The organism is Myroides sp. LJL116, assembly GCF_054871685.1.
The window spans coordinates 54,745-80,542 of sequence record NZ_JBTXLR010000004.1 but is presented as its reverse complement, the minus strand read 5'-3'; the positions used below and the strand labels follow the sequence as shown (position 1 = coordinate 80,542).

Genomic DNA, 25,798 nt, shown 5'->3' with positions numbered 1-25,798 from the left:
CATTAAATCCCATGAGTATGTATAAGAAAATCTTACCACTTATCCTTTTTTGCAGCGCTACCTATGCACAAGTCAGTAAGGACACCATCTATTTAAATGCTTCTAAAGAAATAACCGACAAAGTAAATGCTACCCAGTACGCGATACAGAACGACCATGGAACTACTCCATCCTACTATAGTATTTATGATCTATCTAGCCAGCAGATGATCTTACAGGGAAAAGCCATGATAGAGGATAATCAAACTTTTGTTTGGGTTGGAGAAGTAAATTCTTTTTACAATGGAAATTTACTTACCAATGTTTTTTTCTTTGATCAAGATGGTCAATACGATAAAGTAGATTCCTATCACCCCATTACAAAGGAAAAGTTTACTGTTGCATTTGAAAATGGATATATGACAGATGGTAAAATTAGTACCGTAGAACAGGGACTAATCATATATATTGAAATAGACAAAGGCGAGTATAAACTAATACAATATAGCGATTTAGAAAACCCTTTAAATCGCCAAGAATTCCAGTACGAAAATTCACTACAAACCCAAAACAACTACTTTAATAAAAAAGGTGATTTACTATATTCTTGTACTTACCAAGATGGTACTCCCTATAGTGGAACAGTAGCTCAGACCTTTAACCAAAGTTTAGACATAGACTTTGTAACTACCTATGAAAAGGCACAACAAGTTAATATAGAAGGTTTTTATAGCAATGGCGCTAAAAAATATACTACCACTACTTCACCAGAATATACCAAGAGTATCTATTTTGATAAAAATGGGGACATAATGGGAGAATATTTTATAAACAATAACTCTTACTATAAAGATGGAAAAGATTATAGTTTTGACTATCAAAACGGTACACAAGATAGAATTGCCTCTACCATGGAGTATAAAGACGATCAATTATATAGTGTAAGTTATTACGATACCACTTCAGAGTTCAATCCTATTTTAGAAACCTCTTTCTACGATGCGAACAGCCAACTTGATTCTATACAGTATTTTGACGCAAATCAAAAGTTACGCTCTACCCTAACTTATAAGGATTATAGCCCCCTTAATGGTACTAAATACGATACAGATCAAATAACTACCTACAAAGATGCAAGAATTGTAGAGCAAACTACCTATTACCCAAACACTAAAGTCCTGTTTGAATACTACCAAGATCATAAGAGTACTTACTATGATTTCCAGCAAAATAGTATTGGAACATTGGAATATAATCCTCAAAACATTAGCTATTTAGAGCCCTATAACGGACAATATTTCTCTTTAGAAACCACTGGTATAACCCAACAAGACACTTATAAAAACGGACACATCACCCAAGTAATAACTTTTTACCCAAACCAAGATTTTACACAAAAATTACGTCCTGCCTCAAAAGTTATAAGTGCATTGGGACAAAGTACAAAAACCTATTTCTATCCAAATGGAGTAATTAGAGAGCTTAGCAATTACACCAACTTTAACTACCAAGATAGTTTAGCTAATGCTAAATACTATCACCCAAACAATACATTAATGGGACAGTTTGAAGGGGAAAAAGGCCAAGGAACAATCATCGAATTTTCAAAAGAAAACATTCCTATTTCCTTTAGTGAGTATGAAAATGGGCAATTGACCCATCAAAAAAGTTACGCTTTGAAAGAGAATAATTACTGGAGTGAGGACATAGAAAAAACGCCTGATTCTTACTTCCTACAAAAGGAAATAGACTTTAATAAAAAAGGGGTATTTTACGATTATCACAACCAAAGCTCTAGTGTGGTAGAATACAAAAATCGCTTACCTTATAATGGGGAAGTATGGTTAATGGATTCTTATAATTTCACTAAAATCCCATATCAAAAAGGTCTAGTACACGGTAAAAAACAACAATTATCTGTGTCAGATTTTATTAGTATACTTTCCCAAGAGTACTACCAAGACGGGGAACTGATTAAAGAAGAAGTGTTTTTTGAAGGAGAACTACAAGAACAAATCCATTATAAAAACGGATTAAAAGATGGTCTATATACCTCTTATAATGTGTTGTTTGAACCTACTCTTATCTCTGAAATAGAATATAAACAAGGAGAGCCTTATGATGGTTTTTTACAAGAATCACTTTATTATTACACCGTTACAACAAACTATAAAAATGGAAGGATCACAACTAAATCCTACCTATTTGATTCATATTCCGATCCGCAAATTAGTGCTCAAGATGTTTTTCAATCCGAAAACCATTTCACTAGAACATGGTATAAAGAACAAGACAAATTATTGTCTTACCAAGTGCAAGATGATCTCTTACAGGGAGATGTTGTCTTTTTTGAAGACGGTAAACCTAAGAAAACGGTAACCTTTAACAAAGGATCCTTAGTACAAGGAGAAATTAAACTACTTTCTAAAAAAGTAGAAGACATATACGATTTTGATTCTTTTTCTCAGGAGCAAGAACCTAAGTATTATCTATGGAATAAAAATAAAAACAAAGTGGATCTTCGCATCTTTACTCAAAGCGATAATTCCTTGCTTTATCACCTAGAGGCTAAAATTCGCCGTGAGGATCCAAAGAGTAATGTCTTAGGAATAAACCAAATAACGCCTTGCCAATTATTTGTAGACTTTGAGCAGCACCAAGCTCTTTGTGAGCAAGAGAGCTATTATTAAAACACACTACCCCCTTTGGGTTTAGAACATAAAAAAGTCACCTTTTAGAAGGTGACTTTTGTTTTATATAGGGAAAAAATAAATTCTCTTATAAGTCTTAGTTGGTTAAAAAATCAAAATCTACCACCTCGTAACCAAATCTACAAATAGCCAAAAACATAATAAATAAAAAAACATATCTTACCCACACCTGTCCTTTTAAAATAGCTAATTTGGCTCCAAAATACCCCCCTATCCCATTACATAAAGCCATAGGTAAGGCTATTTTCCATATAATTTGGCCTTTTAATAAAAACAGACATATACTACCAAAGTTGGTAGCTAGATTAATCATCTTTGCATAAGCCGAAGCCTTGAAAAAATCAAAGCCCACTAGAAATACAAATCCCATGATAAAAAAGGTTCCAGTGGCAGGTCCTATAAAACCGTCATAGAATCCAACTATAATAGAAATTAAAATACCATAAGTGTATTGTCTTCTTTGGGTTAAGGCTACTATTGTTTTACGGGCAAAATCCTTTCTTAAATAAGTAAAAAACCACAGTAAGACCAATATGATAAGTAATAATGGTTTAATAAATTCATTGTTCACTTTGGTTAACACAAAGGATCCCAAAAATGCACTACAAAAAGAAATACTTGCTAAAACACCGAAGTAAACCCAATTAATGGAAGTTGTCTTTAGGTATTGCCTTACGGCTATAGCAGTTCCAGAGAAAGCCGGGATTTTTAGAGTCCCAATAAGACTTGCAACAGGTATATTAGGCATTATAGCTAAAGTTAAAGGGGTTTGAATTAATCCACCACCTCCGGCAATTGCATCTACAAATCCTGCGCAAAATGCAATCAGACACAAATACAATAAAATATCTATTTCCATAAGAAGTAAAAAAACAAATGTAGAAAAACAAAGTCTAATTACCCTTTGATTTAGCCTAAATTCTTCGGGCCTATGCCTTGATTTATTATCCCATTAAAAACCAAGACTCTTTTAAACAACAATAGAAAACCTCATCGGTTTTCTATTGCATACTTTTTAAAGAATTAACAATCCTAATTCTTTGATATTTTGAAAAGGTTTACTGTATAAAAACGGTTCAAAATCCTCCTGTGTAAACTCCTCAAAACTAGCTTTCATTTGAGCATAGGTTAAGGTTCTAGTTGGACTTTGATCTAATTGCTGTACAAAATGTAAGAACCAATTGGCATGATTTAAGTTCATATCTATACCAAGGGTTTTCTTTTTAGTATGTAAAACCATATGAGCCATTTCAAACACCCTTCCTTTTTTCTTTTTCTCAAAAGCCTCTATAAAAGGCAGGCTTCCTAAATAAAACACTTTCTGATTAGGCTTATAGTTTGGCAGGGTCTGCTCATTTAAACAGTTCTCTATAAAATTTGGTGCAATAGAAGTTCTAGGAACTTTGAAATCGAACCAATCTTGTAAAGGCCAATCTAAGCACATATGGTGCATAAAATTATAAAGAGACTTTCTTAGTCCAAAGGAGAATTTCTCATGCTCATTTCCATTAAGTTCTCTATGTGGTACATCATTATTGGCAAAGGTTCCTTCTTTGGCTAATAAAGATTCTACTTTATATGCCTTAGGATCCATACCAACAGGAGAGTGAGCAGTCATGGCAAATTGATGCCAGAATCCACTTTGCATTACCCCGTTTTCAAACATTTGTCTAACCATCTCTAAAGAGTCAATGGTCTCTTGCGAGCTTTGAGTTGGGAAACCGTACATTAAATAAGCGTGTACTAAAATACCTGCTTGAGTAAAGTTGCGATTTACCTTGGCTACTTGCTCCACCGTAACTCCTTTGTCGATTAATTTCAATAAGCGATCCGAGGCAACCTCTAAACCACCAGAAACGGCAATACATCCAGAGGCCTTTAATAAATAACAAAGATCTTGGGTAAAGCTTTTTTCAAAGCGAATATTAGTCCACCAAGTCACGTGTAATTTTCTTCGAATAATCTCCAAAGCAACCTCTCGCATTAAGGCAGGTGGAGCAGCTTCGTCTACAAAGTGAAACCCAGTTTCACTGGTTTGTTCCACTAATTCTTGCATACGATCCACAATTAACTTGGCAGTTACCGGTTCATAAAGGCGTATATAATCTAAACTAATATCGCAGAAAGTACATTTACCCCAATAGCAACCATGTGCCATAGTTAATTTATTCCATCTTCCATCGCTCCACATACGGTGCATTGGATTTACGATCTCTATAACAGAGATATATTCTTTTAAAGGTAAATCACTATAATCTGGAGTACCAATCTGATTTTGTTTATAATCGTGTTTAAGTGGATTGTTAATGTACTGTACTTTATTATCCACACAAACTAAGGTTCTTTTTAGCTCATTTAGCTCTATTTTACCTTCTACATATGCAATAAGATTCTCAAGTGGAGCCTCTCCATCGTCTAGGGTTATAAAATCAAAAAACTCAAATACACGAACATCTTTTAAATCCCTTAATTCCGTATTGGGAAATCCTCCTCCCATGGTAATGGCAATATCAGGATAGTTTGCCTTTATGTATTGGGCACATCTAAATCCACTATATAAGTTACCTGGGAATGGAATAGAGAAACCAATGATTTTAGGAGAGGTCTTTTGAATAATCTGCTCTAAAATCTCTATGGCTATTTGATCCACATAAGATAGCGGCTCCCCTAAAGATGCATAAAGCTCATCAAAGCTATGTGCTGAACGACCAAGTCGCTCTGCATAACGGCTAAATCCAAAATTAGTATCCACACTACTTTGAATTAAATCCGATAAATCTTCTAAATATAAAGTGGCTAGGTGTTTGGCCTTATCTTGAATTCCCATATCACCAAAGGCCCAGTGCAAGTCTTCTAACTGATCGAATCTTGAGGCTCTAGGTAGAAAGTCCCCTTGAACGATACCATGAGCAAGAGTTGGGTTTTTTCCTTGTAAAAAAGCTATAACCGCATCGATGGACTCAATGTAATCTTGTTCAAAGGCTAAAATTCGATGTACATTTAAAGATACTTCCTCTGTATTTTGATGAACATAGTCAAAAAGCCTTGTCAATCCCTTTTTTGAGAAAATCGCTAGGATCACCTCAATACCTAAATCGGCTTGATAACTAGGTATGTCCAAGGTATTTAAAAACCCCTTTATATAAGCCGTAGCAGGATAAGGAGTATTTAATTGGGTAAAGGCCGGAGTAATAAGAGTAATTGTTGTATTCACTTTAATTTCGAATTTTGCTACAAAGGTAGTATATTGTAACTGACAATAAAATATATTAACCCAACGTTAAAGCTAGCCGTAGGCAGATTTAATTCTTTAATTTAGCACAAAAATAGACTATACTTATGCCTAACGATACGATTACTTTTCAAAACTCAGGCTACTTTTCTAAGTTAATGGTAGATTACCTTAACCAGAAAAGCACTTTAGAACCTCTTTATAATAGGGCTGTAAGCTTAGAGAATTTCCACGCTCAGATCCTAGAAAAGCAAGAGAATTACTCTTCTAAAAATAGAGCTCAACTTTTTAGTGCATTACAAAAACAATACTCCACAGTATCTTGTGGCTTAAAAACCCAAGAAAATATAAATTTATTACAACACGAGAATACCTTTACAATTACCACTGGACATCAGCTGAATTTATTCACTGGCCCTTTGTATTTTTTGTATAAGATTATTTCGGTTATAAATCTATGTACCACTTTAAAGAAAAAATATCCCCAATATAATTTTGTGCCCATTTATTGGATGGCTACAGAAGACCATGATTTTGATGAAATCAACCACTTCTTTTTCCAGGATAAGAAAATCAATTGGCAAAGGTCAAGCACAGGTCCTGTGGGAAGATTATCTACAGAGGGACTAGACAAGGTTTTGGAGGTTTTCTCGGCTCACCTTCCTCTAGGAAACAATGCGAAAAAAATAAAGGACTTATTTCAAGATGCATATTTAAACCATGAGAATTTAGCACAGGCAACTAGATACCTAGCCAATGAATTGTTCACTGACCAAGGCCTTGTTATTGTAGATGGGGATGATGCAGAGCTGAAACAGCTTTTCGCTCCTTATGTAGAAAGAGAGCTTTTAGAGCAAACAACCAAATCCCAGGTAGAAACTACTTTTGCTATTTTAAAGGATTACCAAATACAGGTTAACCCTAGAGATATCAATTTATTCTATATTTTAGATGACCTAAGAGAGCGTATTATCCTTCAAGATGGTGTTTACCATGTTAATAATACCGATATTGTTTTTACAAAAGAACAGCTATTAGAACATTTAAAGACCCACCCGCAAAACTTTAGTCCAAATGCTATAATGCGTCCTTTATACCAAGAGGTAATTTTACCTAACCTATGTTATATTGGAGGTGGTGGAGAGCTTGCTTATTGGTTAGAATTAAAACCAGTGTTTGATTTAAATAAAGTAACCTTCCCTATTTTATGTTTAAGAAACTCTGCATTAATTGCCTCTAAAAAGCAAGTAGAAAAATTAGACCGATTAAACTTAGATTGGAAAGATATCTTTTTAAAGCAAGAGGCTCTTATTAATTTAAAAGCAAAAGAGTACTCTAATGTGGATTTTAACTTCGAGTCGCAAAAGCAACTTTTAGAAAAACAATTCCAAGATTTATTACTCCTATGCGATAAAACGGATAAATCTTTTAAAGGAGCTGTTTTAGCACAAGAAAAAAAGCAACTTAAAGGTTTAGATAACTTACAAAAACGCCTTTTAAAAGCGGATAAAAAAGCCCAAAAGGATAAACTACAGCGTATTGCTAGCATTCAAAATGAACTATTCCCCTCTGGCTCATTGCAAGAGAGAAACAGTAATTTCAGTAGTTTTTACATAGAATACGGTCCAAATCTTGTTCAAGAATTAATAGAAAAGCTAGATCCTTTAGACCACAATTTTGATCTAATTATTTTATAAATACCATAAAAGATATATGCATGCATATATCTTTTTTTTTGCATATATTAGATGTCTAACCAAAAATAATCTTTTATGAGTTTCACCCAAAAAATGCTTCAACAAGACGCTTTACAAGACAAAGTCATTGTAGTAACAGGCGGAGGAAGTGGTCTAGGTAAGTCTATGGCTACTTATTTTTTAGAATTAGGAGCAAAAGTAGTTATTACCTCCAGAGATCTAGATAAATTAAAAGCAACAGCACAAGAATTAAGTCAAGCCACAAAAGGCCAATGCTACCCTATTGCTTGTGATGTACGTCACTACGACCAAGTAAGTGATATGTTAGAAAAGACAATAGAGAAATTTGGAAAGGTAAACGTGCTTGTCAATAATGCCGCGGGTAACTTTATCTCCCCAACAGAGAGACTTAGCGCTAATGCCTTTGACACAATTATTGACATTGTTTTAAAAGGAAGTAAAAACTGTACCCTTGCCTTTGGAAAACACTGGATAGAAACCAAACAAAAAAACAATGTAGTTTTAAACATCACCACCACTTATGCTTGGACAGGTTCAGGTTATGTAGTACCATCGGCTTGTGCTAAAGCAGGGGTTTTAGCCCTAACTAGAAGTCTTGCCGTAGAGTGGGCAAAATATGGCATTAGAACCAATGCAATTGCTCCAGGGCCTTTCCCTACTAAGGGTGCTTGGGATAGATTATTACCAGGAGATTTAAAGGATAAATTTGACTTAACCCAAAAAGTACCTCTAAGAAGAGTTGGAGACCACCAAGAATTAGCCAATTTAGCTGCATATCTTGTTTCTGATTTCTCAAGTTTCATCAATGGTGAAGTAGTTACTATAGATGGAGGAGAATGGCTTCAAGGTGCTGGAGAGTTCAATATGTTAGAGCAAATCCCTGAGCCTATGTGGGATGCCTTAGAAATGGCTATTCGAAAAAAATAAAAAAACAATACTTATCTTAAAATGTCATTTTACTTAAAATGACATTTTTTTTTCTTAACCTTCTACTTGTTAATACTTTACCCAAAGTGTTGATAAATAAGATTTTATCAAGTCATAAAAAATCGTATTTTTACCACTTATATAATTCATTTAAATAAAATGGGGAAAATCATTGCCGTTGCAAATCAAAAAGGTGGAGTTGGAAAAACAACTACCTCTGTAAATCTTGCAGCATCTTTGGGAGCGTTAGAGAAAAAAGTTCTACTTATAGATGCTGACCCTCAAGCAAATGCAACCTCTGGACTAGGAGTTGATGTAGATACAGTAGAAATTGGAACCTATGGAGTATTAGACCATAGTTATACTCCAATGCAAGCTGTTGTACCATGTACAGCACCAAATGTAAGCTTGATACCAGCTCATATTGATTTAGTAGCCATCGAAATAGAATTAGTAGATAGAGAGAATAGAGAGTATATGCTTAAACAAGCTTTACAATCTATAAAAGACCAATACGATTATATTATTATCGATTGCGCTCCATCTTTGGGTCTACTTACTTTAAATGCATTAACTGCTGCAGATTCTGTTATTATACCTATTCAGTGTGAGTACTTTGCTTTAGAAGGATTAGGAAAATTACTCAACACTATAAAAAGTGTTCAAAAAATACATAATCCTCATTTAGATATTGAAGGATTGCTATTAACTATGTATGATTCTCGTTTAAGACTCTCTAACCAAGTGGTAGAAGAGGTTCAAAAACATTTTCACGATATGGTATTCCAAACTATTATTCAAAGAAATGTCAAACTAAGTGAAGCGCCAAGTTTTGGAGAAAGTATTATAAATTATGATGCAACTAGTAAAGGGGCAACTAATTATATTAACTTAGCTCATGAAGTTATACGAAAGAATCATTAATATAAAAGTCGGCAAATAAATTAATTATGGCAAAAGCATTTAAAAAACAGGCTTTAGGAAGAGGTTTATCGGCACTATTAAAAGACCCTGACAACGATATAAAATCTGTAAGTGATTTTGGATCGGATAAAGTTGTGGCCAATATTATTGAATTGGATATAACTTCTATTGAGGTAAATCCTTTTCAACCAAGAACAAACTTCAACGAAGAGTCTCTACAGGAATTAGCTACTAGTATTAAAGAATTAGGTCTTATTCAGCCTATTACGGTTAGAAAAATCGATTTTAATAAATACCAATTAATTGCTGGAGAAAGACGTCTTAGAGCATCTACTTTAATTGGTTTAGAGAAAATCCCTGCCTATATACGCATTGCTAATGATAATGATTCATTAACAATGGCTTTGGTAGAAAATATTCAACGCCATGATTTAGATCCTATTGAAATTGCTTTATCCTACCAACGTTTGATGAGTGAGATTGATTTAACCCAAGAGCAAGTAAGTTTAAAAGTAGGTAAAAAAAGATCTACCATAGCCAACTACTTACGCTTACTTCGTTTAGATCCAATTATTCAAACTGGTATGAGAGATGGTTTCATTTCTATGGGACATGGGAGAGCGCTTATTAACATAGAAGACACCGACATTCAAAGTCAAATCTACCATAAAATTATCAAGGAAAATCTATCGGTTCGACAAACAGAGCAACTGGTTAAATCTTACCAAAGTAATCCAACAAATTCCTTAGAAAAAACCAAACAAAGTGCTAATGCTTTTAACCTTAATAGTCATTATTGTAAATCTTTTGATAATTTTTTCGGTACTAAAGTAGATATCAAGGTTTCCAATGATGGAAAAGGAAAAATTTCAATACCTTTCCGCTCTGAAGAAGATTTAAATCGTATCATCAAACTTTTAGAAACTAGTGAAAAGTAGATTTATTATATGTTTATTCTTTTGTACTCTATTGTCTTTAAACACTTTTGGACAAAGTAAAAAAGAAAAAAAACAAGAATTAGATAGCCAAGAAATTGATGCTTTAGCCCCGGCAAGAGCGGCTTTTCTTACCAGTGTTGTACCCGGCCTAGGTCAAATTTACAACAAAAGTTATTGGAAAGTTCCACTAGTTTATGCCGGTATTGGAATCCCAGCCTACTTTTGGGCAGATAATCAAAAACAATATACCTCTTACCGCAACGAGTACAAACGACGTTTGCAGGGTATAGTAGATAAAGATGATCCTATTTTTGGAGAGCTAGATAACCAAAGATTATTAGATGCTCAAAAATTTTATCGAAGAAACAGAGACCTCTCTGTTGTAATTACCGTAGGTTTTTATATTCTAAGTATTGTGGATGCCAATGTGGATGCGCATTTATCCCAGTTTAACGTCAATGAAAACCTTACCATCAAACCGGTTTTTGAATTAAACAATAAATTTGATCCGGTTCATCAAATGCAATATGCTGTAAACATATCCTATAAATTCTAAAAACTAACCACTATTATTATGAAAATTGCTTTATTAGGCTACGGAAGAATGGGCCAAATTATTGAAAGAATTGCCCTGGAAAGAGGTCATCAAATTGTGCTTAAAAAACACAGTAAAAATTCCTTTGAAGGTTTAGAAGATGCCGATGTAGCCATTGATTTTAGCTTACCACAAGTAGCGGTTGAAAACATTAAAACAGCCCTTGATTACAACGTTCCTGTGATATGTGGAACAACAGGATGGCTAGATCATTACCAAGAAATTATTGCATATGTAGAGCAAAAAAACGGAGCATTTATCTATGCTTCTAACTTTAGCATTGGAGTAAATATATTTTTCGAATTAAACCAATACTTGGCTAAAATGATGGATCATTTAGACCAATACAACGTTGATCTACAAGAAATTCACCATACTAAAAAACTAGATGCACCAAGTGGAACAGCCATTACCATAGCAGAGGGAATTATAGCAAATACCAAATATAACAATTGGACAATGCAAGAGCCTTTAGATAGAGAAATCTCTATTACAAGTATTAGAGAAGGTAATGTTCCAGGTACCCACATAGTGGATTATAACTCTGAAATTGATCAAATTCAAATCAAACATACCGCTCACAATAGAGAGGGTTTTGCCCTAGGAGCTGTGGTTGCTGCGGAATGGATTTACCAGAAAAAAGGTGTTTTCACAATGAGCGATGTGCTTAACATACAAAAATAACTCTTAAAAACCTTATTATCATGACTATAACACAATGGTTTTTATTTTTCCTATTGGTGCAAGTTATACACTTTTTAGGAGTTTGGAAATTATATCAGAAAGCTGGTTTTAAGCCTTGGCAGGCATTAATTCCAGTATATAATGCTGTTATTTTAATGCGTATAATAAACCGTCCATGGTGGTGGGTTATTCTACTATTTATTCCTGTTGTTAATTTAATTATGTTCCCAGTTATTTGGGTGGAAACAATTAGAAGTTTTGGGAAGAATACTACTTTAGATACTGTTTTAGTAGTAGCCACTCTTGGATTGTATATCTATTATATCAATTACACACAGGATGTAAAATATGTAGTAAACAGAGACTTAAAACCTAGAACATCTACTGGAGAAACAGTTAGTTCTATTCTTTTTGCAGTTATTGTTGCAACTATTATACATACCTATGTAATGCAGCCTTACACTATTCCTTCTTCCTCTTTAGAAAAAACATTATTAGTGGGAGATTTCTTATTTGTAAGTAAGTTTCATTACGGTCCTAGAACCCCAATGACAACGGTAGCTTTGCCAATGGTACACGATACTATGCCATTTACTCAAAAGCCTTCCTATTTAAAAAGCCCATCTTTACCTTATTTTAGAATCCCTGGATTTCAAAAGATACAGAAAAACGATATTGTAGTTTTTAACTGGCCTACCGATACGGTGTATAAATTGCAAACCTATGATCCAAGACCAGGAGTTATCAAACCTATTGATAAGAAAACCAATTACGTAAAAAGAGCAGTTGGTTTACCTGGAGAAGATATTAGCGTAAAAGATGGTTATGTTTATATCAATGGAGAAAAATTAGAATTAAACGATAGAGCCAAAATACAGTTTAGCTACCTTATTACCACCAACGGGGATAACTTTGACTTAAATGCAGTAGCTAAAAAGCTTAATATAACAGATCCTTATGGATATATCAGTGCAGATAAAACTAAAATTGGATTTAGAGCATTGACCCAAGAGGATGTTGATTACTTAAAGACATTTAGCGCAGTACAAAATATCCAAAGATTGCCAGAACAAGTTTACCCTGGTTATGTTTTCCCACATAACTCTACTACTTGGACTGCAAATAATATGGGGCCTTTACACATTCCTGCAAAGGGAGAAACTATTGCTCTTAACTTAGAAAATTTACCAACTTACAAACGCGTAATAGAAGTATATGAAAATAATACTTTACAGGTAAAAGATGGTCAAATTTATATCAATGATCAACCAGCAAATAGTTATACCTTTTTACAAGACTACTATTTTATGATGGGAGACAATAGAGATAATTCTGAAGACAGTAGAATATGGGGCTTTGTGCCAGAGGATCATATTGTAGGCAAGCCAGTGTTTATTTGGATGAGCCTAGATCATAATGTTCCATGGTCTAAACCTTTAGATAAAATACGTTGGAACCGCTTATTCACTACCGTTAATGGCAATGGAGAGCAAGTTTCATATTTCCCTTACTTTCTACTTCTATTAGCAGGATATTTCGGATATACTACCTATAAGAAAAGAAAAGATAAAAATAACACCAAACAATAGAGATTAACAATACCATGAATAACATCCTTATTCAACCGTGCTATTTTGCTCCAATTAGCAATTATGTAGCCATGATGCAAGCCGATAAAATCTACTTTGAAAATCACGATAATTTTCAAAAGCAGACCAATCGTAATAGAATGTATATCTATAGTGCCAATGGCCTACAAATGCTTAATATTCCTGTAAGACACCTTAAGGAAAGTAGATCCTTTAAAGACACTCAAATCGAACATAGTTTTGGATGGCAGAAACAGCACTTTAAGACATTAGAAGCTGCTTACCGCACTTCTCCTTTCTTTGAATATTTTGAAGATGATATTCGTCAAGTATTTGACAAACCATACAAATATATGTTGGATCTAAACTTAGATACACATCAAATTGTATGTGATTGCTTAGGGGTTAATCTAGATTATGAGAAAACCTTAGAGTACCATAGTCAAGTACAGGATAACATCCAAGATTTTCGCTATTTAGCAGATGGAAAAAAAGACACTACAACCTTAGAAAGTTATAGCCAAGTCTTCCAAGAAAAGTATGGTTTTTTAAACAATTTAAGTATTTTAGATTTACTTTTTAACCAAGCTAGACAAGCTACTGAATATTTAAAAAATCAGACTTTATAAGACTTTTAAATATAAAAAAATAGCACCTTAATTTTTTAAGGTGCTATTTTTTTTGATATCTATCCAAATAATATCTAAAATAAAAATGAGTCTAGTGTTTACTAGACCCAAATTAAAAAGAGTGTAAATCCTCGGCCAACAAACATGCCTCGGCATCATTTTCTTTACAGCAATGAAGTAAGATTGTCCAACAAACAAAAAAAACATTTACCTTCCAAAGGTTACCACTGACTCAAACTAGGTTACCTTTGGATTCATTGCTATTCTTTAGACAACAAAAGTAGAAAAGGTCACATTTATTCTTTTAAAAAAAAATCAGCTTACAAACCCAAAGGCTAAAGCTGATTTCTTTACGTTTGATCTACTTTTATATAAAGCTGTTTTTTTTAAGCAAGATGCCTCTAACACAACCCCTAAAGTAGAGCAAGGAATTTATAGAAAAATAAAAATAATTGACTTGATTAACATACCGGGTTCTCTTGAACAAACAAACTCATTGTTTTTGGAGATAAAAAACTAATATCTAACCCTAATCCCCTTACAATAAACAACATTCCAAATAGAACAATTAAAATAGGGTAATACTTTAAAATAGCATTTCTAAGTTTAGGAGTAAATAAATCCCTTGCAATAAGGATAGTACTCAATAAAGGAATAGTTCCCAAACCATATACAAACATATAAAGTCCACCTAGCCAGAGATTCTGCATTGCTAAAGCTCCAAACAAGGCTACATAAACCATTGCGCAAGGTAAAAAACCATTAAAAAAGCCTATGGTAAACAAAGAGCGGTAACTCTTTTTTTTGAACTGAGCACCTAACTTCATTTTTAAGTATTGCACAAGGCGAAATACTGGTTTTAAAAAACCTAACTTACCCAATTTTTGGACTGGAACTAAAACATATACAATCATCATTATTCCAACAAGAATAGATAATTGCTGTTGCAGACCAGCTAGGAAAAATCCTTTACCCAATAATCCAAAAACAAGTCCCATCAAGCTATAACTTAAAAGCCTACCTAAATGATAGGTACAAAGTTGTAAGACTCTAGTGGTATGATTGTTTGTATGGATTGGCAAAACCATTACAATTGGCCCACACATCCCTATACAATGTAAAGAACTAATTAGGCCGAGAAGTAAGGCAGAAATAAGCAATATTTACAATTTTAAAAAGGTTTCCAATTAATTTTCTCTACACTCCTATACTCGTTTCCTTGGTAGTTCCATTCCACCACTAAATCCCATCTACCTTGAAGTAAATCCTGTTCACCAATATGCATACTAGCATCTGGAAGTACGACAATGTCCCTATTAAAATCTAATTTTTCATTAGATGGTCTGTAAAAGTATATTTTACCTTTTACTTGTTCTGGTTGAAATTCAATAGGAAAATCTAAAGTGATCCCCTGTGGATCTTGCTTGATTACTAAAGGATGTTGTAAAGCTAATGCTTTAGTTTCTCTTAGGGCTTTACCATCGATTTCTAACTCCTGTTGATAGTAATCTTTGGTTACTAATTCGTTGTCATATTTAGAGTCAAATTGAACTCGTATAACATATTGCAAAATAAAAACCATAAATAGGCCCATTGCAATAACTAATCCTGTACCAAAATTAAATTTCATTGTATTGTTTTTTAAATTGTATTAATCCATTACTCTAGGACCTAAAAAGTTCGTTTTTGTCCTTTGTATTAAAGTATCGTTTTGATATAAATCCAAACGTATTTTGGTGTTATGGCTTTGTATCAAAGCTTGAGGAATTTTAATAAGTAATACTCCTTGAGCAAACTCATCCTTATCTACAGTAATAGTGTTACTTCCAATTACCTCCACTTTACCTTGGGATGGGATCACTAGATTAAAATGTAAATTATTAAAATCTTTATTGGTTTTATTTACAATCTTAAAGCTGTACATATTTCCAATAGAATCTCTTTCATGGGTAAAGCCTTGTCCAGCAACCCTTAGAACAGTAGCCTCTAAATCGGTTCTTAAAAATAAAATACCAATCATTAATCCAATCAAAATACTTAAGATAGCAATATATCCTTTTTGTCTTAAAGTAATTTTGAACTTCTCCCCTTTGGAAATCTCATCCTCAGAGGCATATCTAATTAATCCTTTTGGCAAGTTTACTGCCTCCATCATATGATCACACTCATCTATACACGCTGTACAGTTAATGCATTCTAACTGAGTTCCATTTCTAATATCAATTCCTGTAGGACAGACATTCACACATTGAAAACAATTGATACAGTCTCCTAGTCCTTCTGCAGTTCTATCTTGATTCTTTTTAAATTTAGCTCTACCGTTTTCTGCCTCTCCTCTTACATAATCATAAGCCACTACGGTAGATTTATTATCCAAAAGTACTCCTTGTAATCTCCCATAAGGACATGCTATTACACATACTTGTTCTCTAAACCAAGTAAAGACAAAATAGAATACTAAAGTAAAGATTAGCAAACCTATAAAGCGTCCTAGATGATTAGCTGGGCCCTCTTGTATCATTTGTAAAATGACATCACTCCCAATGATATAGGCTAAAAAAACATTTGCAATTAAAAAGGAAATAACAAAAAAGATGAACCATTTAAAAAGTCGCTTCTTTATTTTCTCTGCATTCCATGGTTGTTTTTCTAATCGAATTTGAGCTCCTCTATCTCCGTCTATCCAATACTCAATTCGTCTAAAAACCATCTCCATAAAAATGGTTTGTGGACAAACCCAGCCACAGAACAACCGTCCAAAGGAGACGGTAAATAGGGTTACGAAAACCACACAAATTATAAGGGATATTACTACTAAATAAAAGTCTTGTGGCCAGAATGGAAATCCAAAAATGTAAAACTTACGATCAATTACATTGAATAAAAATAGTTGATTACCGTTAATTTTAATGAATGGAGAAATAAAAAGCAAAGTAATAAGTACATAACTTACAATCTTCCTTTTATTATAAAACCATCCTGATGGCTTTTTTGGAAAGATCCAAACGCGCTTTCCATCCTCACCAATAGTATGGATAGAATCCCTAAAACTTTCATCATTGTGTGGTAGCATACTTTATATTTTTTTACATTAAATAGCCCTTAGAAAGCCTGTGTAATGTTGTTATAAAATCTAAAGAGTAAAAGATTTTCGGTTAGTAAAACAGTAGAATAAGCCACCTTATTCTACTGTTTGTCCTTTTCTTTTTCATAGATAAACTACCTCTCTTTAAAAGATAAAATAGCTTTTTTTGTACTAACCTTAAAACCTAACCTTTATTTTTGATAGCTAAAGCCAGCCTTTATACTTGCCGCTTTAGCCAAATCATTTACATTCAAATAGCCTTAATTGGCAGCCTGCGGCGCCTGTTCAGCATCTTCTATTACTTGTTCTATATCTTGATGATCTACCTCTTCTGGTAAGTCTCCAGCTTGCTCCTCGATAAATAAATCTTTAGCAGACCAAATAATATTTCCTTCTGCTTCTTTTGCATCTGGTGGATTAGTACCATTTAAGCTAATAACATAAGAAGTTAACTGCTCGATTTGTGTAGGTTTAAGCATTGTTTTCCAAGGAATCATTCCCATATTAGGCCTTCCCCCTTCTGATATAGTATGGAAGATCGTTTTCACTCCTCCACCTATAATCCAATGATCATCTGTTAAGTTAGGTCCAATAGACCCACCTCCGTCAGCTTTATGACAAACAATACAATTTTGATCAAAGAGTTTTTTACCTTGAGCTAGATTAGATTCATCCATTAAATACACTGCTGTATCCCAAGACAATCTATCCCCTGCTGTACTATTGTAAATATCTATTTGCTCTTTTGCTTTTGCCATTTCTTTGTCAAACTCCGTTATTTGGTTGTCTCCTCCAAAAACCTCAAATCGCAATAGGTAAATCACTGCAAAAATTACTGTGGCATAAAAAAGCCCAACCCACCAAGGTGGTAAGTCATTATCCAACTCTTTAATCCCATCGTAATCATGATCTAAAAGCAAACTCTTTTCTTGCTCAGGAGTTTTATCCCCTGTTAATTTAACCATAAACTTCTTAACCCATGGCAAGTCAAAAAAGGACTTTTGTTGTTGCTTTTCTCTTTGAGCTAATTCCTCAGGAGTCATCAAGCGATCTAATACTTTATTGGTAGCTGCATTTACTATCTCAAAGGTAATTTGAGCAAAGGCAAACAAACCAATTAATAGTAGTACTGAAGGATAGGCCATAAAAGCAGGCCTACCATCAGGTGACTTTATAATCCAATTGATTCCTATAAAAAATATAGCAAACAATAAGGGTACTCTTACATATACTGGAAAATACTTTTTCATGATTTTGGTGAATTAGAATCAACATTACATTTTTCATCATCCATTAAAGGTATATTACTCAATTCCTCTATGGTTTCCTTTTTATAGGTTGCAACCCAAATAAAAAGACCTACAAAAAAAGTGAAGAAGATGATTAAAGAAATAATTGGATATATTTCAATTCCTTCAATGGTCTCCATATTGTGTTTAATAAACTTTAGCATATCGATTCATTTATTAAATTATTCTTCAACTCTTTCTTTAATATCCGTTCCTAAACGCTGTAGATAAGCAATCATAGCAACAATCTCTCTTTGGCTCATTGGCACAAACTCTTGATTATTAGCTAAAGCACGCTGCTCACTAGCTTCGATACTTTTCACATATTCAGGATCTTTCTCTAAGTTAGTAGCGATTTGCTCACTTTGAACTCTAATTGATTCGTAAGCATTTTCAATGTCTTGATCGCTATAAGGAACCCCTAGAGATCTCATTACTTCCATTTTCTTTTGAATAGTGGAGTAATCTGCATTTTTATTTGCGAATAACCATTTGTAACCAGGCATAATAGACTTAGGAGAAGTACTTTGTGGATCAAACATATGGTTGTAATGCCAGTTGTCTGAATACTTTCCTCCTACGCGTTGTAAATCTGGTCCTGTACGTTTAGATCCCCATAAGAATGGATGGTCGTATACAAACTCACCGCTCTTAGAATATTCACCATAACGCTCTACTTCAGATCTAAATGGACGGATCATCTGAGAGTGACACCCAACACATCCTTCTCGAATGTATAAATCCCTTCCTTCTAATTCTAAAGGAGTATATGGTTTAACACTAGCTATAGTAGGAATGTTTCCTTTTACAAATATGGTAGGTAGTATTTCAATGGCACCACCTATTAAAATAGCTATAGTAGTAAGTACAGTAAATTGAACTGGTCGTCTTTCCAACCAAGAGTGCCAAGCCTCTCCTTTTAAGCGTCCTGCAGAAATGGTTTGAAGCGCTGGTGCTTCAGCTAGTTCATCTTCAATAGTTTGTCCTTGACGAATAGTTTTATAAATGTTGTAAACAAGAGCTAACACTCCAATTAAATACAAACTTCCCCCAATAGCACGCATTATGAACATCGGCATAATTGCAGTTACAGTATCTAAGAAGTTTCCATAAGTTAAGGTTCCATCTGGGTTGAACTCTTTCCACATTAAGTGTTGAGAGAATCCAGCTACATACATTGGAATACAGTATAAAACAATTCCTAAAGTACCAATCCAGAAATGGAAGTTAGCCATTGCAGTAGAATATAATTTTGTTTTGGCCATTCTAGGGATTAACCAATATATCATACCGAAGGTAAAGAATCCGTTCCAAGCTAAAGCCCCAACGTGAACGTGAGCAATAATCCAGTCCGTATAGTGTGCAATAGCGTTTACGTTTTTTAAAGATAACATTGGTCCTTCAAATGTAGCCATACCATATCCAGTAATTGCTACTACGAAAAACTTCAACACTGGATCTACACGTACTTTATCCCAAGCTCCTCTCAAGGTTAAAAGACCATTAATCATACCTCCCCAAGATGGTGCAATTAACATTACAGAGAATACAACTCCTAGGTTTTGAGCCCATTCAGGTAAAGCAGTATATAATAAGTGGTGAGGTCCTGCCCAGATGTATAAAAAGATCAAAGACCAGAAGTGAATAATAGATAATCGGTAAGAATAAATAGGACGGTTGGCTGCTTTAGGTAAGAAGTAATACATCAATCCTAAGAATGGCGTAGTTAAGAAAAAGGCTACGGCATTATGTCCATACCACCACTGTACTAAAGCATCTTGTACCCCAGCATATACCGAATAAGATTTGAAAGTACTAACAGGAAGTTCTAATGAGTTAACAATATGTAAAACACCAACTGTTACAAAAGTTGCTAAGTAAAACCAAATAGCTACATATATATGGCGCTCTCTTCTCTTTAATATGGTCATGACCATATTAACTCCAAAAGCAACCCAAATAACTGCAATAGCAATGTCAATTGGCCACTCTAACTCCGCATACTCCTTTGAAGTAGTAATACCTAAAGGAAGGGTAATTACAGCAGCAACTATAATTAACTGCCATCCGTAGAAATGTAGTTTAGTTAAAAAATCGCTATACATTCTCGCTTTACATAAGCGTTGTAAAGAATAGTAAATTCCGGCGAAAATAGCATTTCCAACAAAGGCGAATATCACCGCGTTGGTGTGTAAAGGTCTAAGTCTACCGAAACTTAACCAAGGAATTCCATCGGTTATATTGGGAAAGATAAACATGACTGCTAACACTAATCCCACTAGCATACCTACAGCTCCAAAAAGGATCGAAGCATAGATAAATTTCTTTACAATTTTGTTGTCATAATAAAATTGTTGCACTTCCATAGTTGTTTATATTTGATTTTCTTTTTTAATTTCTATTTTACTAATGTCCTTTTTTTTCGACTCTAAAGGTTTTTCTTTCCTTAATTCATCATCAAACAACATTCTGACTGATGGGGTATAAGAATCATCGAACTGCCCACCCTTTACAGACCTTATAAATAGATATAAGAAAACCCCTGCAACAACAACACTGATACAAATTAAGAAATATATAACACTCATGTCTAAAACTTTATGGTCCAAAATTAACACAGTATAATGGCCTAAAACATGATAATCGTCAGTTTTGCTATATTTATCTTTACTTTGTTCTAATTATTTTTTTTGCGTAATAATTAGTCAAAATACTCACGCAACTAATGATAGTCACTGTACTTATAGGCATTAAGATAGCAGCCACTAATGGAGACATTTTATTACAGATAGACACTGTAATCCCTATTACATTGTAGCTTAAAGCTAATATATAACTAAATTTTATAATTTTAACAGAAATTTTTGAATAATTAAGATATTTTTCCAAATAACTAAAGTTAACAGAGTCTAAAATCGCATCACTAGCAGGAGTAAAAACATTAACATCTTCTGACACAGAAACACCTACATCACTCATTGCCAAGGCACCAGCATCATTTAACCCATCTCCCACCATCATTACATTACATTTATGTTCTTTCAATTTTTTAACAAACTCCAATTTTTGCTCTGGTTGCTGGTTAAAAATCAATTGAACGCTCGAGGGAAGCATCTGACTAAGAACCTGATACTCACCGTCATTATCACCAGATAAGACCACCAAACGATATCCTTTTTTATCTAATGAATGGAATAATTCAACGAGACCTTTTCTGTAGTGATTCTCAAAAATAAAGTGCCCTTTATAGTGTCCATCTTTTTCAATGTGCACTAAAGTTTGGGAGGTAGAAAGTACTTTTTCATCCGTTAATAAGGCTTTTGATCCAATAGTGTAACGATGTCCGTTTATTACCCCAATTAAACCTTTTCCTTCTAATTCTTGAAATTCTTGTGGTTTTTCTAATACATCACTTTGTAAAAAAGTATACAGCTTTCGAGATAAAGGATGATTAGATCCGCGTATAATACTTTTTATATCTGCAATTTCCTGCTGATTTAACTCCTGGCCATGATAAGAAATCACACTATTGGCTCCAGTGGTGATAGTCCCTGTTTTATCAAAAACTACAGTATCGACTTTTGCCATTTGTTCTACAACGGTGGCATTTTTTAAGTATAATTTGTTTCGACCGTATATGCGAATTGCATTTCCCAAAGTAAAAGGCGCACTTAACGCTAAGGCACAAGGACATGCTACAATTAAAATAGCTGTAACTACATTAAAGGCGATACTCCAACTTACAAAAGCCCATCCTATTAAAGCTAGCAAGGAGATTAATAGCAATGCTGGCGTAAAAAAGTGACTTATACGATCGGTAATTGTTCTGTATTTAAAATCTACTTTCTTTTGAAATACATCATTACTCCACAATTGGGTTAAATAACTTTGTGACACAGTATTGATGGCCTGTATTTCAATTAAGTCCCCTTTTTGTCTACCTCCTGCAAATAATTTATCTCCACTTACTTTTTCCACAGCCATCGCTTCACCGCTAACAAAGCTATAATCTAAAAAAGCCCTTGGACTTAGTAAGATTGCATCCACTGGAATTAATTCTTGGTTGCGAATAATAAGGCGATCCCCTTTTTTAATTTGATAAACTTGAATGGGCTCTTCCTGCATATTTTGATCCACCTTAGTGATAGCAATAGGAAAATAGGACTTATAATCTCTTTCAAAAGATAAAAAGTTATAACTCCTTTGCTGGAATAACTTACCTAGTAGCATAAAGAAAACCAACATAGTCATACTGTCAAAAAATCCAGGACCTAGATCAAAGACTATATCAATTGTACTGCGAATAAACATAACCACAATACCTAAAGACATAGGGATATCAATGGTATAGTTCCCCGTTTTTATACCCGTTAAAGCAGCCTTATGATAAGGATAGGCACAATAAAAAAACACCGGAAGGGAAATAATAAGGATTAACCAGCGAAAAAAGTCCTTATACTGCTGCATCCAAATATCATCGATGTTGAAATATTCTGGAAAAGAAAGCATCATCACATTTCCAAAAGCAAAGAAAGCCACACCAATACGATAAATCAAACTCCTATCAATACTTGGAGGTTTTTTCTCATAATTTTCTAAAGAAATATAAGGTTCGTATCCGATGGAATGCAATAAGGTGACTAATTCCTTTAAAGATAGCTCCTTAGGGTTAAAAGTAATGGTTGCCTGTTTTTTTGGAAAATTCACCACTACTTTGTTTACATCTGTGCTAAGTTTATTTAAATTCTCTAGGATCCAAATACAGGAACTACAATGAATATGAGGAACATACAAGCTCACTAGTGCAGTATTCCCCTCTTGAAAGTCCAATAACTTATCTACAATATCTTGGTTATCTAAAAATTCATATTTTCCTTTTAGTTCAGAAACTTTTGCCCCTGCTTGGGACTGTAATTGATAGTAATCCTCTAAGTCATTACTACTAAAAATTTCATATACCGTTTTACAACCATTACAACAAAACTCCTTTGAATCGAATTTAATTCTATTAAAAGTTGTTATCTCAGTACCACAATGATAACATCCTTTTGCCTCCATATTGCTCTTTTTTTCGTTTTTTACAAAATTGCCTGATTATTACCATGTAAGATATGATAATTATCATAAAAAAAACCTTATCTTTGAGCAAGAATTTTAACAATTACAACAGTTTTTATGAGCAGATGCGAGCAGTGCGTTATTCGAGAATTTAGTTCACTTAAAGCACTAAGTAGAGATGAGCTTCAAAATATTACAGAAACAAAAACACATTTTATCGTTAAAAAAGGTGATGTTTTGTTTGCTGAAGGAGATAATCTTAATGGTGTTTTTTGTATTAAGGATGGCTATTGTAAACTAACTAAATTAAACTCTAACGGAAAAGACACCGTAATTAAATTAGCCAAAAGAGGAGAATTATTAGGTCAACGCTCTTTAATTAATGAAGAGAACTCTAACCTAACAGCTACTGCTTTGGAGGATATGAATGTGTGCTTTATTCCTAAAAGAGAAATCTTAGAGTACTTTACAGACAACAATAAATTCTCTTTACTAATTACCCGTGATATTTGCAACCACTTAAAGGATGCAGATAAGGACATTGCTGACCATACTCATAAAACAGTAAAAGAAAGACTTGCTATAGTTTTATTAAAACTAGAAGAAATCGGTGGAACAGATCCTGACCATGGTCATTTAAACTTACAGCTATCTAGAGAAGATATCGCTAGTATGGTTGGAACAGCTACTGAGAGTTGTATTCGTTTACTTTCTGAACTTAAAAAAGAGAAACTAATTGCTATTTCTGGTAAGAAAATCACTCTATTAGATAAAGAACATTTAAAAAGTTTAGCTATTTAATTATACTCTATTTATTTTAACCATAATTGCTAGTAAGATTTATTTTAAATCATAAAATATCTTATTTTCGCATTATGATAAATGAAAATAGCTTAGAGGCGCTACAGCAGATTTTACAGACGCCCAAAAAAATAGCACTTATACCGCACCGTAATCCAGACGGAGATGCAATTGGTTCAACTTTAGGACTTTACCATGTTTTAAAAAATATGGGACACCATCCTGTAGTGGTTTCTCCTAATGATTTTCCAAACTTCCTTGCATGGATGCCACAAAGCGAAGATATTTTAATTTTTGAAACAAATAGAAAACAATCCAGCCAAGCTATATTGGACTGTGATTATATCTTCACTTTAGACTTTAATGTTCTACATAGAACAGGGGATCAAATGGGTAGCTTCCTAAGTGAATTAGACAAACCTTTTGTCATGATTGATCATCATCAAATGCCAGATGATTATGCACAAATAATGTTTTCTAATCCACAATATGGATCTACTTGTGAACTAGTTTATACCATCTTAGAGAAATTAAATCTACTTTCTTACTTAGACAAACAAGCAGCAACCTGTATCTACACAGGTATTGTAACAGATTCTGGTTCTTTCCGTTTTCCTAAAACCACTGCAAATACCCACCGTGTAGTAGGTGAATTAATTAAATGGGATATTGAAAATCCAGCTATTCATAATGCTTTATTTGATAATAGCTCTTATAACCGTTTACAATTAATGGGAAGAGCTTTACAAAACCTAACTCTTTTACCACAAGATCACACTTCTTATTTATATTTAAGCGATCAAGACCTACGTACTTTTGAGCATCAAAAAGGAGATACAGATGGCTTTGTAAACTACGGGTTGTCTATCAAAGGGATTGACCTAACTGCCTTTTTTATTGAAAGAAAAGAAGAGGGAATAATTAAAATTTCTTTTCGATCTCAGGGAAGCTTTGATGTGAATAGATTTGCAAGAGCATACTTTGAAGGAGGAGGACATATTAATGCAGCAGGTGGTAAATCCCTTCGCTCTTTAGAAGACACAATTGCTTACTTTAAAGAAGTAGTAAGTAAACATAAAAATGAATTTTATGGATAGTTTGTTTAAATACTGTTTATTATTCTTAGGGGTGTTATCCTTGGCGAGTTGTAAAGAAAAACAACAGCCTAGGCCTATTATTGCACAAAACTCGGGTCATATCTTAGCCGAATCTATGCAAAGAAATGCCGATTTAACCCAAGAACAACAAGAGCTATTTCTAAACTATATCCAAAAACATAGCAAAGAACAATATAATCATAATCAAAAAGGGTTTTATTATACTTACCTTCAAAGACACATAAAGGACTCTATAGTAGCTAAACCAGGAGATAGAATTCTATTTTCCTACCAAGTTAGCGACTTAAAAGACAGTATTATTTACTCATTTGATGAAATAGGATCACGCTACTATATCATGGATAAAGAAGAAATCCTACCTGTTCTACGCCAGAGTCTAAAACTGATGAAACAAAAAGAAGTCATCAAAGTTTTAGTACCTTCCGAATTGGCTTATTCCTACCTAGGAGATACCAATAAGATTAGCAAGAATCAACCTTTATTATTCACCATAGTATTACAATCAATTCAAAACTAATTAA

22 protein-coding genes are annotated in these 25,798 nt (G+C 33.7%); 12 read left to right on the top strand and 10 right to left on the bottom strand.

The annotated features are described in order from the left end of the window. Positions 1-17 precede the first annotated feature (17 nt). On the top strand, positions 18-2,669 hold the full coding sequence (locus ACYSNM_RS04925; RefSeq protein WP_461755876.1) for a hypothetical protein: 2,652 nt from the start codon (positions 18-20) through the stop codon (positions 2,667-2,669). A gap of 97 nt (positions 2,670-2,766) precedes the next feature. On the opposite strand, the gene ACYSNM_RS04920 is transcribed toward ACYSNM_RS04925, so the two are convergent. Both ACYSNM_RS04920 and ACYSNM_RS04915 read right to left on the bottom strand, forming a co-directional pair. Next, positions 2,767-3,549, bottom strand: coding sequence for a sulfite exporter TauE/SafE family protein (locus tag ACYSNM_RS04920; protein WP_461755875.1), 783 nt, complete (start codon positions 3,547-3,549; stop codon positions 2,767-2,769). Positions 3,550-3,705: 156 nt separating this feature from the next. Continuing rightward, the gene (locus ACYSNM_RS04915; RefSeq protein WP_461755874.1) at positions 3,706-5,904 is read right to left on the bottom strand and encodes a B12-binding domain-containing radical SAM protein; all 2,199 of its coding nucleotides are present in this window, start codon (positions 5,902-5,904) and stop codon (positions 3,706-3,708) included. A 125-nt stretch (positions 5,905-6,029) separates the two neighbouring features. Between ACYSNM_RS04915 and bshC the strand changes: the two genes are divergently transcribed. The 8 genes from bshC (at position 6,030) to ACYSNM_RS04875 (ending at position 13,926) form a co-directional block, all read left to right on the top strand. After that, positions 6,030-7,619: a bacillithiol biosynthesis cysteine-adding enzyme BshC gene (bshC, locus tag ACYSNM_RS04910; protein WP_461755873.1), complete on the top strand. Its 1,590-nt coding sequence runs from the start codon at positions 6,030-6,032 to the stop codon at positions 7,617-7,619. Positions 7,620-7,694: 75 nt separating this feature from the next. Next, positions 7,695-8,567, top strand: a complete 873-nt coding sequence (locus tag ACYSNM_RS04905; protein ID WP_461753524.1) for an SDR family oxidoreductase — start codon at positions 7,695-7,697, stop codon at positions 8,565-8,567. A 159-nt stretch (positions 8,568-8,726) separates the two neighbouring features. Continuing rightward, positions 8,727-9,491, top strand: a complete 765-nt coding sequence (locus ACYSNM_RS04900; protein ID WP_461753523.1) for a ParA family protein — start codon at positions 8,727-8,729, stop codon at positions 9,489-9,491. Between the two features lie 26 nt (positions 9,492-9,517). After that, the gene (locus ACYSNM_RS04895; protein ID WP_461755872.1) at positions 9,518-10,429 is read left to right on the top strand and encodes a ParB/RepB/Spo0J family partition protein; all 912 of its coding nucleotides are present in this window, start codon (positions 9,518-9,520) and stop codon (positions 10,427-10,429) included. Continuing rightward, positions 10,419-10,985: a DUF5683 domain-containing protein gene (locus tag ACYSNM_RS04890; RefSeq protein ID WP_461755871.1), complete on the top strand. Its 567-nt coding sequence runs from the start codon at positions 10,419-10,421 to the stop codon at positions 10,983-10,985. The genes ACYSNM_RS04895 and ACYSNM_RS04890 overlap by 11 nt, the downstream gene beginning before the upstream one ends. 18 nt (positions 10,986-11,003) lie before the next feature. Then, positions 11,004-11,708, top strand: coding sequence for a 4-hydroxy-tetrahydrodipicolinate reductase (dapB, locus tag ACYSNM_RS04885; RefSeq protein WP_461755870.1), 705 nt, complete (start codon positions 11,004-11,006; stop codon positions 11,706-11,708). A gap of 20 nt (positions 11,709-11,728) precedes the next feature. Next, positions 11,729-13,297, top strand: coding sequence for a signal peptidase I (gene lepB, locus ACYSNM_RS04880; RefSeq protein ID WP_461755869.1), 1,569 nt, complete (start codon positions 11,729-11,731; stop codon positions 13,295-13,297). 14 nt (positions 13,298-13,311) lie between these two features. Next, positions 13,312-13,926 carry a WbqC family protein gene (locus tag ACYSNM_RS04875; RefSeq protein ID WP_461755868.1) on the top strand — a complete coding sequence of 205 codons (615 nt, stop codon included), beginning with the start codon at positions 13,312-13,314 and terminating at the stop codon, positions 13,924-13,926. A gap of 461 nt (positions 13,927-14,387) precedes the next feature. On the opposite strand, the gene ACYSNM_RS04870 is transcribed toward ACYSNM_RS04875, so the two are convergent. The 8 genes from ACYSNM_RS04870 to ACYSNM_RS04835 form a co-directional block, all read right to left on the bottom strand. Beyond that, positions 14,388-15,086 (bottom strand): sulfite exporter TauE/SafE family protein, encoded by a 699-nt coding sequence (locus ACYSNM_RS04870; protein WP_461755867.1) that lies wholly within the window; start codon positions 15,084-15,086, stop codon positions 14,388-14,390. Between the two features lie 11 nt (positions 15,087-15,097). Next, positions 15,098-15,556: a FixH family protein gene (locus ACYSNM_RS04865; protein ID WP_461755866.1), complete on the bottom strand. Its 459-nt coding sequence runs from the start codon at positions 15,554-15,556 to the stop codon at positions 15,098-15,100. 21 nt (positions 15,557-15,577) lie between these two features. Further along, entirely contained in the window at positions 15,578-16,999 is a 1,422-nt protein-coding gene (gene ccoG, locus ACYSNM_RS04860; RefSeq protein ID WP_461755865.1) for a cytochrome c oxidase accessory protein CcoG, read from the bottom strand. Positions 17,000-17,271: 272 nt separating this feature from the next. Further along, a complete protein-coding gene (locus ACYSNM_RS04855) occupies positions 17,272-18,261 on the bottom strand; it encodes a cbb3-type cytochrome c oxidase N-terminal domain-containing protein (protein WP_461755864.1) in 990 nt (329 codons plus the stop codon). Then, complete coding sequence (locus ACYSNM_RS04850; protein ID WP_461754714.1) at positions 18,258-18,464, bottom strand: CcoQ/FixQ family Cbb3-type cytochrome c oxidase assembly chaperone; 207 nt, start codon at positions 18,462-18,464, stop codon at positions 18,258-18,260. Before ACYSNM_RS04850 ends, ACYSNM_RS04855 begins: the two co-directional genes overlap by 4 nt. 18 nt (positions 18,465-18,482) lie before the next feature. Beyond that, complete coding sequence (ccoN, locus tag ACYSNM_RS04845) at positions 18,483-20,666, bottom strand: cytochrome-c oxidase, cbb3-type subunit I (RefSeq protein ID WP_461755863.1); 2,184 nt, start codon at positions 20,664-20,666, stop codon at positions 18,483-18,485. Positions 20,667-20,672: 6 nt separating this feature from the next. Then, the gene (ccoS, locus tag ACYSNM_RS04840; protein WP_461755862.1) at positions 20,673-20,888 is read right to left on the bottom strand and encodes a cbb3-type cytochrome oxidase assembly protein CcoS; all 216 of its coding nucleotides are present in this window, start codon (positions 20,886-20,888) and stop codon (positions 20,673-20,675) included. 79 nt (positions 20,889-20,967) lie between these two features. After that, entirely contained in the window at positions 20,968-23,358 is a 2,391-nt protein-coding gene (locus tag ACYSNM_RS04835; protein ID WP_461755861.1) for a heavy metal translocating P-type ATPase, read from the bottom strand. 117 nt (positions 23,359-23,475) lie between these two features. Here ACYSNM_RS04835 and ACYSNM_RS04830 point away from each other — a divergent pair, with 117 nt between their 5' ends. From ACYSNM_RS04830 to ACYSNM_RS04820, 3 genes are all read left to right on the top strand, one after another. After that, positions 23,476-24,159, top strand: a complete 684-nt coding sequence (locus ACYSNM_RS04830; protein WP_461755860.1) for a Crp/Fnr family transcriptional regulator — start codon at positions 23,476-23,478, stop codon at positions 24,157-24,159. A 74-nt stretch (positions 24,160-24,233) separates the two neighbouring features. Next, a complete protein-coding gene (locus tag ACYSNM_RS04825) occupies positions 24,234-25,256 on the top strand; it encodes a DHH family phosphoesterase (protein ID WP_461755859.1) in 1,023 nt (340 codons plus the stop codon). Then, positions 25,249-25,794, top strand: a complete 546-nt coding sequence (locus ACYSNM_RS04820) for an FKBP-type peptidyl-prolyl cis-trans isomerase (RefSeq protein ID WP_461755858.1) — start codon at positions 25,249-25,251, stop codon at positions 25,792-25,794. Before ACYSNM_RS04825 ends, ACYSNM_RS04820 begins: the two co-directional genes overlap by 8 nt. Positions 25,795-25,798 lie beyond the last annotated feature (4 nt).